The 8736-nt window shown below is 69.3% G+C and carries 8 protein-coding genes; 5 read left to right on the top strand and 3 right to left on the bottom strand.

The genetic code is table 11. The annotated features are described in order from the left end of the window. Positions 1–70 precede the first annotated feature (70 nt). From I55_RS16610 to I55_RS16600, 3 genes are all read left to right on the top strand, one after another. Entirely contained in the window at positions 71–877 is an 807-nt protein-coding gene (locus I55_RS16610; protein WP_083901171.1) for a MinD/ParA family protein, read from the top strand. A 6-nt stretch (positions 878–883) separates the two neighbouring features. After that, a complete protein-coding gene (locus I55_RS16605; protein WP_044561694.1) occupies positions 884–3781 on the top strand; it encodes a hypothetical protein in 2898 nt (965 codons plus the stop codon). 98 nt (positions 3782–3879) lie between these two features. Next, on the top strand, positions 3880–4704 hold the full coding sequence (locus I55_RS16600) for an aldo/keto reductase (RefSeq protein ID WP_044561693.1): 825 nt from the start codon (positions 3880–3882) through the stop codon (positions 4702–4704). A gap of 24 nt (positions 4705–4728) precedes the next feature. Here the strand turns inward: I55_RS16600 and I55_RS16595 are convergent, their stop codons facing one another. Both I55_RS16595 and fliI read right to left on the bottom strand, forming a co-directional pair. Next, positions 4729–5166 carry a flagellar FliJ family protein gene (locus tag I55_RS16595; RefSeq protein ID WP_044561692.1) on the bottom strand — a complete coding sequence of 146 codons (438 nt, stop codon included), beginning with the start codon at positions 5164–5166 and terminating at the stop codon, positions 4729–4731. 15 nt (positions 5167–5181) lie between these two features. After that, positions 5182–6519, bottom strand: coding sequence for a flagellar protein export ATPase FliI (gene fliI, locus I55_RS16590; RefSeq protein WP_085940031.1), 1338 nt, complete (start codon positions 6517–6519; stop codon positions 5182–5184). A 219-nt stretch (positions 6520–6738) separates the two neighbouring features. On the opposite strand from fliI, the gene ctrA reads away from it, so the two are divergent. Then, positions 6739–7440, top strand: a complete 702-nt coding sequence (gene ctrA, locus I55_RS16585) for a response regulator transcription factor CtrA (RefSeq protein ID WP_044561690.1) — start codon at positions 6739–6741, stop codon at positions 7438–7440. A 128-nt stretch (positions 7441–7568) separates the two neighbouring features. Here the strand turns inward: ctrA and I55_RS16580 are convergent, their stop codons facing one another. Beyond that, positions 7569–7862 carry an acylphosphatase gene (locus I55_RS16580; protein ID WP_044561689.1) on the bottom strand — a complete coding sequence of 98 codons (294 nt, stop codon included), beginning with the start codon at positions 7860–7862 and terminating at the stop codon, positions 7569–7571. Positions 7863–8157: 295 nt separating this feature from the next. On the opposite strand from I55_RS16580, the gene lepB reads away from it, so the two are divergent. Then, on the top strand, positions 8158–8736 hold a 579-nt coding region (gene lepB, locus I55_RS16575; RefSeq protein ID WP_044561688.1), incomplete at its 3' end, for a signal peptidase I.

Raw genomic sequence — 8736 nt, 5'->3', positions numbered from 1 at the left:
CGCTCGCCCGCCTGATGATGCCCGGCACAGAAACCAGTGAACGCCGCGCCAAGCAAACGGGGACCCACGCATGAACGACCTTCTTTCCCCGACCGGCGCGCTCACCACCGCCGACAACGTGATGCCCCTGCGGCGTCAGAACATCCTGGCCGTCGCCAGCGGCAAGGGCGGCGTGGGTAAGACCTTCTTCTCCGTGACGCTGGCGCACGCGCTGGCCCGCAGCGGCAAGCGCACCCTGCTGTTCGACGGCGATCTGGGCCTGGCCAACGTGGACATCCAGCTGGGCCTGATGCCCAAGCGTGACCTGGGCCAGGTGATCGACGGCATGGTGACCTTGCAAGGGGCGGCCCAGCGCTTCCCCGAAGGCGGGTTCGATATCATCGCCGGCCGCTCCGGTTCCGGCAGCCTGGCCAACCTGCCACCGGCGCGGCTGACCCAGCTGCGCACCGAACTGGCGGACGTGGCCAAGACCTATGATTGGGTGGTCATCGACCTGGGTGCCGGCGTGGACCGAATGGTCCGCACCTTTTCCGGCCCCGCTGGCACCACCCTGGTGGTGACGACGGATGAGCCGACCTCCATCACCGACGCCTACGCCTTCCTGAAGCTCAGCTATCAAGCCAACCCCATGGCCGACCTGCGCGTGGTCATCAACATGGCCGACAGCAAGGCCTTGGGCGAAAAGACCTATGAGAAGCTGCTGACCGTCTGCCAGCGTTACCTGAAGATGTCGCCCAAGCTGGGCGGCATCGTACGGCGCGACGCCAAGGTGCGCGAGGCCATCCGCAACCAGTCGCCGCTGTTCGTGCGTTTCCCCACCTCCGACGCGGCGCACGACATCGAGGCGGTGGCCAACCGCCTGAACCTGGGGGGCTGATCCGGCGTGGCCGGCGTCCAGACCCCGCCGATCACCACCCAGGCGGCCCTCTCCCAGACGGCCGCCGGCGCCGGTGCCGCCCCCACGGTGCTGGGCCAGGTCACGGTGACCCAACTGCCGGAAAAGCTGACCGGCCTTGCCCGCGCGCTGGCCGTCAGCGGCATGGTGACGGAACAGCAGGGTGACCAGGCCACCTTGCGCACCGCCGCCGGCGATGTGCAAGTGCGCAGCGACCAGACCCTGCCCACCGACCGCCCCGTAATCCTGCAGATCCCGGCACAGAGCACGGGCACCGCCCTGACCGCCACGGTGGTGGCGCAAAGCGCGGCCCAAAACGCGAGCCAGGCTGCCGGCAGCGCCCCAACCCAGAACACCACCCAGCCCCCGGCGCAGACGGCCGCCCAGGCGCCCGCCCTGCCGACCTTGCAGGTGGGCACCACCCTGGCGGCGGTGCTGCTGAACCCCGCCCCCGCCAACACGCCCGCCACCAGCGTGTCGGCCCCCACGACCTCGGCACCACCGTCGGACATCAACCAGGGCCTGGGCTTGGGCCTGATCGTCAGTGCCCGGGGCGACACCGGCGACCAGCCGGATTTGACGGATGGGGATGGTGGCCGGCAATCCCCGAGCCAACCGGCCCCCGGTCAATCGCCCGGCAGTCAATCGCCCGGCAGTCAGTCGCCCACCGGCCAACCGGCGCCAGCCCCCACGACGGCCGGCAGCCAGACGGGCAACAGCCAGGCCGCGATAGGCCAGGGCGCCGCCCCTCAGACCAGCGCCGACACCGACATAACCCCGACCACCGGCCAACCGGCGGCGACACCGTCTCAACCCGTGACGCCGTCCTCGGGCAGTCTGGCGGATTTGCTGGCAGCGGGCGGGCGGACGGGGGGACAGATGGCCAGCGCCGCCGGGCCGATGCCGTCACTGGCCGACCTGCTGCCTGACGTCGCCCCGCCGGCACCCCTCCCCCCCCAGGCACCGGCGGCGGGTGGTCTTCCGGCGAATTTCGCACCGTCCACGCCGGCAGCCACCGGCCCCGGCCCGGCACCATCCCAGCCAACCAACCCAAGTGCACCGGCATCCAGCCCGCCAGCCGGCTCGCCCAGCCCGTCGGCGGTCCCGCCCCCAACGGCACAACCCAGTACGGCACAACCCACCACGGCCGGCGCGACAACGCCGCCAGCCGCCGCGCCCATGACACGTGCCGCCACCCTGCTGGCCGCCTTGGGCGTGCCGGACTTCCTGCCCGATCTGGGAAAGCCCGAAGGTGCGACAGCGGCCCGGCAACCCAGTGCTCCCACGGTCCCCAGCCCCCCATCCGGTGTCGTGCCGACGGTGGGGGAAGAGGCCCCCTTCGTCACCGGCGGCCTATTTCTGAACACCCGTCCCGGTTTCGTGCGCACGGGCCTGCCGTCGGGCACCGCCGCACCCTTCTCTCCGCTTCCAGCACCCACTGCCCCGGCCTCCCCTGGTCCGGCCCAGCCTCCCACGGGGCAAAGCCAGTCTGCCGTGCCAGTACCGGGCGTTCCAGTGCCGGGCGTGCCAGTGCCAGGCATGGGGACCGGGGCCGTACCACCTGCCGCCGGCGGCGGCTTCCCAATGGCATCGCCAGCCACCACACCGACGCTTCCCGCGGGCACGCCCGCCCCGAGCGTCCCCGCCGGCCAGGCCGGCCCGTCGGCCGCCATGGGTGGCGGTGTCCTGGCCTCGGTTGTGGGTTCTCCCGCCACCCAGCCGGCAGGCATGGTGCCGGCCGCCCCGCTCCTACCCGGCGCCCTGGCGCCCCAGGCGGCGGACCTGGCATCCATGGCCGCCGGGCCGTCTTCCGGCAGCGCGCCGGCCGCCGGCGCCTATGCCTCCCCGCTGAACGCCCCCGGCGGCCCGGCACCGGGCCAGACCATAAGCTTCACCTTGGTCTCACTTCAGCGGCCCATTGACGACAGGCCGGGCGTGATGCCCAAGGTGGACGGCCCCGGGGACGGCCCTGGCATCCTGCCGCCGGTGGACACTGTCACCGACCCGGTCCTGGCGCGACCGGGCGTGGCCCCCACCGTGCCCGGCACCGTCGTGGCCCTGACCCGCACTGGCCAGCCCGTGGTGGAGACGCCCCGGGGCACCTTCCTGCTGCAGGCCCGCACGGACCTGCCGCCGGGCACGAAGGTGGAGCTCGCGCCCGCCGCCGCGCCGGCGCCGGATCTGGACGCCGTGCCGCCGGCCATCGATCCGGCGCGGGGCCGCGACTGGCCGGCGTTGCGCGAGGCCCTGGCCGTCATCGCCGCCAGCAACCCCTCCTTGGCCCATCAACTGATCGACAGCGTCCTGCCCCGCCCCACGCCGCAGTTGACCAAGACCCTGGTCGTCTTCCTGGCGGCTCTGCGGGGCGGCGACGCCAGCGGCTGGCTGGGATCGGAGGCGATGTCGACGCTGGGCAAGGCTGGGCGCGGCCGCCTGTCCACCCGCCTGGCCGACGACTTCAGCAGCATCGCCGCCCAGGCGGCGGAACCCAACAAGGATGGCTGGCGCATCTATGCCGTGCCTTTCGGTGACGAGGTCGGGCGCCTGCAGGTGCATGTCCGCGCCATCAACGAGGATGAGGAGGAAGAAGAGGCGACCGTGTCCCGCGCCGGCCACGCCAGGCCGCTCCGCCGCTTCCTCATTGACCTGCAGCTGTCTCAGCTCGGCCCCATGCAGCTGGACGGCCTGATCTGGACCAGCCGCTTCGACCTTGTCATCCGCACCCGCCAGCTGCTGCCCGCCAGCCTGACGCGGGAACTGCACGGCATCTACAGCAACAGCCTGGCCGCCGTGGGCTACACCGGCTCTCTGGCGTTCCAGACAGGCGCCCACGGCTGGGTGGACCATGCGGCGGCCGGCGGCGGCGGCCCCGTCACCCGTATCTAGCCCCCGTTGTCGGGCCGCCCCTTGTCAGGCCGCCCCTTGTCGGGCCACCAGTGTCACACCACCTTGGTCAACGCCTTCGGATGGAAGCGGGACGCCCCATGAACCAGCCCACCCTTGCCCTGAACGACGGCCGCACCCTGCCCCAGTTGGGCCTTGGCCTCTGGCAGACGGCCGACAACCAGGTGAGTCCGGTCGTCGCGGCGGCGGTGGAGGCCGGGTACCGGCTGGTGGACACGGCCGCCATCTACCGCAACGAGGCCGGCGTGGGCCAGGGCCTGCGCCGCACCGCCATCCCCGCCAACCGCGTGTTCGTGACCACCAAGCTGTGGAACGACAGCCACGGCACCGAAACGCCGGCCATCGCCCTGGACGCGAGCCTGGAACAGCTGGGTCTGGATGCCGTCGACCTTTACCTCATCCACTGGCCAAGGCCGGCACATGACCGTTACGTGGCAACCTGGCGCGCCCTGATCGGCCTGAGGAAGGACGGGAAAGCCCGCTCCATCGGCGTGTCCAATTTCACGGCCCCGCAGTTGGCCCGGCTGATCGATGAGACAGGCGTGGTGCCGGCGGTGAACCAGGTGGAACTGAACCCCGGGTTCCAGCAGCGCGAGCTGCGCGCGTTCCATGCGGAACACGGCATCGCCACCCAATCGTGGAGCCCCCTGTGCCGGGGGAGACTGCTGGACCATCCGGTGCTGGCCGAAATCGCGCGCAAGCATGGGCGCACGGTGGCCCAGGTCATCATCCGCTGGCACCTGGATCTCGGCCTCGGTGTCATCCCGAAGTCCGTGACGCCACACCACATCCGCGAGAACATCGCCGTCTTCGACTTCCGCCTGGACGAGGCCGACATGGCCCGCATCGCCGGCCTGGACGACCCGCGCGGCCGCCTGGGCCCGCATCCCGATGATTTCAACTGAGGGTTCCCTGGCGACAGGCGCGCCCTACTCCTCCCCCGCGCCACCCCCGTCCTGCTGGCGCAGGTGGCGTTGGGCGGCGACCTCGTCCAGCATCATGGCCTCCTTGCGGGCCAGTTCAGCCTTTTCCTTGCGGATGCGCTCCTCCTCCGCCAGTTCGAAGCGCTTCAGTTCCTGGAAGGCCTGGGCCAGGTCCTCCTCCGCCTTGCGGATGGCGATCACCAGCTGCAGGCGGGCCTGTTCCAGGGCGTTGCGCTGAACCTTGATCTGGGGGACGTAGTTGGCGAAGGCCACGGCCATGTCGACCGACGTGCCGGACAGTTGGCGTTCCATCTCCACCTGCGCCTCGAACTGTTGGCGCCGCAGGGTCAGCTGGTCCTCATGCTCGCGCAGCTGCGTCAGGTGGCGCCGCTTCTCGTCCACCTCGTTCTTATGCAGCCGGATCAGGGTCTTCAGGCTTTTCATGGATCAGCGCGCCGTTCAGCCGATGGGCCAGGCGGCGCCGTTCAGGATGGCCTGCAGCTGGGCATAGCCGGTGGCGAGGTCGCTGCGTTCATGGCGGCCCTGGCGCAGGAATCCCTCGATATGGGGGTTCAGCTCGATGGCGCGGTCCACCTGCGGGTCGCTGCCCCGGCGGTAGGCGCCCAGGCGGATCATCTCCTCCATGTCATTATAAGACGACATCAGGCGGCGGGCGGCGATGACCAGGGCGTTCTCCTCATCCGTGTTGCAGTCCGGCATGGTGCGCGAGACGCTGCGCAGGATGTTGATGGCGGGATAGCGCCCGCGCTCGCCGATGCGGCGTTCCATGACGATGTGGCCGTCCAGGATGCCGCGCACGGCGTCGGCGATGGGCTCATTGTGGTCGTCGCCATCCACCAGCACGGTGAACAGGCCGGTGATGGTGCCGTCGCCGGCGCCGGGGCCGGCGCGTTCCAGCAGGCGCGGCAGTTCCGCGAACACGGTGGGCGGATAGCCCTTGGTGGTCGGCGGTTCCCCCGCCGACAGGCCGATCTCACGCTGGGCCATGGCGAAGCGGGTGACACTGTCCATCATGCAGAGCACGTCCAGGCCCTGGTCGCGGAAATGCTCCGCCACCGCGAAGGTCATGTAGGCCGCCTGACGGCGCATCAGCGGCGGCTCGTCACTGGTGGCCACCACCACCACGCTGCGTGACAGGCCTTCCTCGCCCAGATCATCCTCGATGAATTCCTGCACTTCGCGGCCGCGCTCGCCGATCAGGCCGATGACGGTGACGGACGCGGCGGTATAGCGCGCCAGCATTGACATCAGCACGGACTTGCCCACGCCGGAGCCGGCGAAGATGCCCATGCGCTGCCCGCGGCAGCAGGACAGGAAGGTGTTGATGGAGCGGACGCCCAGGTCGATCTTTTCCCCCACCCGCTTGCGCGTGCTGGCCTGGGGCGGGGCGGCCTTGATGGGATTTCCCACGGGACCGACGGCCAAGGGGCCCTTGCCGTCCAGCGGCTCGCCCAGGGCATTGATCACCCGGCCCAGCCAGGCGGGGGTGGGGTTGATCTCCGGCTGGCCCTCCGATACCTCGGCCCTGCAGCCCAGGCCGATATCCTCCAGCGTGCCGTAGGGCAACAGCAAGGCCTTGCCGTTGCGAAAGCCCACCACCTCGCAGGGCACGGGCCGGCCGCCGCGGGAGATGACGCGGCAGCGCCCGCCGATGGACAGCCGGCGCTCCACCCCGCCAACCTCCACCAGCATGCCCAGCACCGAGGTCACCCTTCCGAATATCTTGAACGGGGCCAGCGCCTCGATCTCGGGAATCAGCACACTGGGATCGTACATCGTCATGGTCTGCGTCGACGCCCTAACATCGGGTGATATCAATCCATTACGCAAGCGAACCGCGGCCTGGCGCCACGTGCCCGGGAGGGTTGCCCACAACGGATGGGCTAGCTAAAGGATAGCCTTACCCGCATAGCATAATGCCGCAGCATCTGTTAACCTAGTCGGCAGTTAACATTCCACGTCCTTGAGACTACACCTCTTTCAAGGAAGACGCCCATGAGAGTACTGGTCGTAGAAGACGATCCCTCGATGGCGAAGAGCATCCAATTGATGCTCAAATCCGAAGGCTTCATCGTGGACATCACCGATCTCGGCGAAGACGGCCTGGAGATCGGCAAATTATATGACTATGACATCATCATCCTGGACCTGATGCTTCCCGACATCGACGGGTATGAGGTGCTGCGGCGCCTGCGCTCGGCCCGGGTGACCACGCCCATCCTGATCCTCTCCGGCCTGACGGAGCTGGACGCCAAGCTGAAGGGCCTGGGCTTCGGTGCCGACGATTACCTGACCAAGCCGTTCGACAAGCGCGAACTGCTGGCCCGCATGCAGGCCATCGTCCGCCGCAGCAAGGGCCATTCGGAAAGCGTCATCCGCACCGGCGCCCTGACGGTGAACCTGGACACCCGCTCCGTCGATGTGTCGGGCCAGCCCCTGCACCTGACGGGCAAGGAATACGGCATCCTGGAGTTGCTGTCCCTGCGCAAGGGCACCACCCTGACCAAGGAGATGTTCCTGAACCATCTCTACGGCGGCATGGATGAGCCGGAGCTGAAGATCATCGACGTCTTCGTCTGCAAGCTGCGCAAGAAGCTGGCGCAGGCGACGGACGGCAGCAATTACATCGAAACCGTCTGGGGCCGCGGCTACGTGCTGCGCGATCCCAACGAAGCCCGGCAGCAGGCCGCCAGCTGAACGGCTGACGCCTCCAAAGCGAAAAGGCCGCGTGCCGCCCATCCGGGCCACGCGGCCTTTTCTTTTAAGCCCCAAACGCCTGGCGGGCGCGGTCGCGTCAAGACCACCCCAGCTTTGGGTGCTCCGCTCTACACAGTCGGCAATTTATGGAAGCCGGTGGCGCCCGGGTCGGTGCCGGGTGCCGCCTCGACATTGCTGACCCGGGCATGGGCGGGGCCACGACGGCACCGGTCCACCATGTCGGCCACGGCATCGGCCGCCCCGGCGAACAGCGCCTCCACCGTGCCGTCGTTGCGGTTGCGCACCCATCCGTCCAGGCCCAGTTCCAGCGCCTGGTCCACGGTCCAGTTGCGGTAAAAGACGCCCTGGACGCGGCCATGCAGGGTGACGCGGGTGGCCACGCGATCGGGCAGGTCGGGCATGGTGGACTCCGGCGGCGAAGGTGAACGCGGCCAAGGATATAGCGTCCCCAGCCTCCCGGTGCCAACGCCGCGATGGACAAGCCGTCCCGCCCTTCGGCATCATCGCCGGCGACGGTCCGGTAGGATCGCCGATAGGACCAAGGACCAGCGGCATGAGTTTCGCTCATGCCGCTGTAGGCCGCGACTGCGGCCGCCGGAGGCTTCCGGGAAACGAAGTGGACCGGAAGCCGAGGATAAGCCAAGCCCGCGGATGTGGGCGCCCGGCGCCTGAGGGCGTACAGAGTGGGAGGAAACGATGCGGCGCGCGGTGCTGGAATGGGGCCGGTTCATCCTGATCTGGGGCGCCTGTGTCCTGTCCTTCCGGGCCTTCGCCTTCGGCAGCTATTATGTGCCGTCGGAAAGCATGCTGCCCACCCTGGCCGTGGGCGACCATTTCATCGCCGCCAAGTACGCTTACGGCTACAGCCGCCATTCGCCGGATTTCACCCTGCCGGAGGGGACGATCCCCACCGCCGACGGCCGCCTGCTGCCCCATCTGCCACAGCGGGGCGACATCGTCGTGCTGAAGCCGGAAGACGCCAAGGACGCCCTGGTGAAGCGGGTCATCGGCCTTCCCGGCGACACGGTGCAACTGATCCAGGGTCGGCTGGTGCTGAACGGCCAACTGATCGCCCGGCACGAGACGGGGGCGTACGACTACCGTGACGACCATGGCCGCACCGTGCATGTGACGGAGTATGTGGAGGACCTGCCGGCCACGGATGGCACCCTGGCCCGCCACGCCGTGCTTCAGCGCGGCGACGACGGCCCGGCCGACAACACCGGTGTCTACACCGTGCCCGCCGGCACCGTCTTCCTGATGGGCGCAACCGCG

The sequence above is a fragment of the Azospirillum sp. B4 genome (assembly GCF_000333275.1).
GTDB lineage: Bacteria > Pseudomonadota > Alphaproteobacteria > Azospirillales > Azospirillaceae > Nitrospirillum.
The sequence above is the reverse complement of the archived record's forward strand: the minus strand, read 5'-3'. Positions and strand labels throughout refer to the sequence as shown.